Raw genomic sequence first — 1,305 nt, 5'->3', positions numbered from 1 at the left:
GCGACCTGGGTGATGGGCAGGCGAGCGATCATGACGTGTTCTACGCCGGCCAGGGCAACGATGACCTGATTGGTGGCAGCGGGACGAATGATCTCTATGCCTGGTCGCGTGATCCGGAGCTGGGCGGACAGTTCGGTGTCTTCGTCGATGCCAACGGCACGCTGCGCGACACCGACGGCAATGGCCTGTACACACTGGAAGACACCGGTCTCAACCGGATGCTGGGTGGCAGTCAGGCGGATCAGCTGTTTGGCGGTACCGGCCTCGACTTCCTGTACGGCAACGGCGGCGACGATGTGCTGTACCGCCGCGACGGCCAGTCGTTCGACACGCTGGACGGTGGCCAGGTCGAGGGCGACGAGTGGAAGGAGTATGCGCGGGCGAGCACCGAGGTCTGGTACTACGGTGGCACCAATGCGAACGACGTGATCACGGTGGATTTCGTTACCGAACCGGGGCTGCTGGGGGATCATCACCTGATCACGCGGTTGACGGAGGTGAACGGCAACTTCAGTTTCGACGCCACGGTGCGGCTGGACTTCCAGGCAACGGACAACCGCGGCAACCTGATCTGGGAGGCACGGCGACTGCTGAGCTTGGTGGAGGATCCGCTGACGGGTCTGCAAACGGAGGCGGCGCCCTCGCTCAATGGTCTGCTGCCGGCGGAGGGAGACTTCCAGGTCATTATTATCGATGCGCTGGGCGGTAACGACCAGATCATCGTCGGTCCGACGGTACAGAAGTCGGTGTGGGTGGATGCAGGCGCGGGTGACGACCGGGTGACCATCCTGGGCGGTACGTCGATCCTGGCAGACAAGGCGGAGCTCGGCACCCGCAACGACTCGGCAGCGTTCGCACACGCCCTGGGCGGCACGCTTGGCGCCTCGGATGTGGCGATCGCGGCAGTCACCACCTTCGCGGGTCTGACCCTTGACAACCCGCAGGACCAGGACTACTTCAGCTTCCGGCTCGGATTCGCCGGTGAGCTGCAGCTCACCGTGAATGCAGACTTTGCGGGGTTCACCTACGAAGTCTCGATTATCGATCCGGTCTCGGGCGAAGCAGTGCAGAGTATTCAGGTCGTCCCTGGTGCGACAATCGGCACTCTGACCGGGCTAGCGGCCGACACCGGGTACCTGATTCGTGTCTCCTCGCCGGACCTGGTACCGGCTGTCTATAGTCTGACGTTCGCCCCGCTGGGCAGCGTGGATACCCCGCTTGAGATTGACCTTGCGCAGCACTCCTTGAACGAGCGCCGGGATATTGTGCTCGGTGGCGATGGCAATGACGTGCTGTCGGGTGGCC

Annotated in this window: 1 protein-coding gene; it reads left to right on the top strand. The window is 63.5% G+C overall.

Annotated elements, in window-relative coordinates:
- On the top strand, window positions 1–1,305 hold a 1,305-nt coding region (locus tag EYC98_RS21655), incomplete at both ends, for a fibronectin type III domain-containing protein (protein WP_420887211.1).

The organism is Candidatus Litorirhabdus singularis (assembly GCF_026262625.1).
Classification (GTDB): Bacteria; Pseudomonadota; Gammaproteobacteria; order Pseudomonadales; family Halieaceae; genus Litorirhabdus; species Litorirhabdus singularis.
Note: the sequence above shows the minus strand (reverse complement) of the source record. Positions and strands in the feature narration are given on the sequence as shown.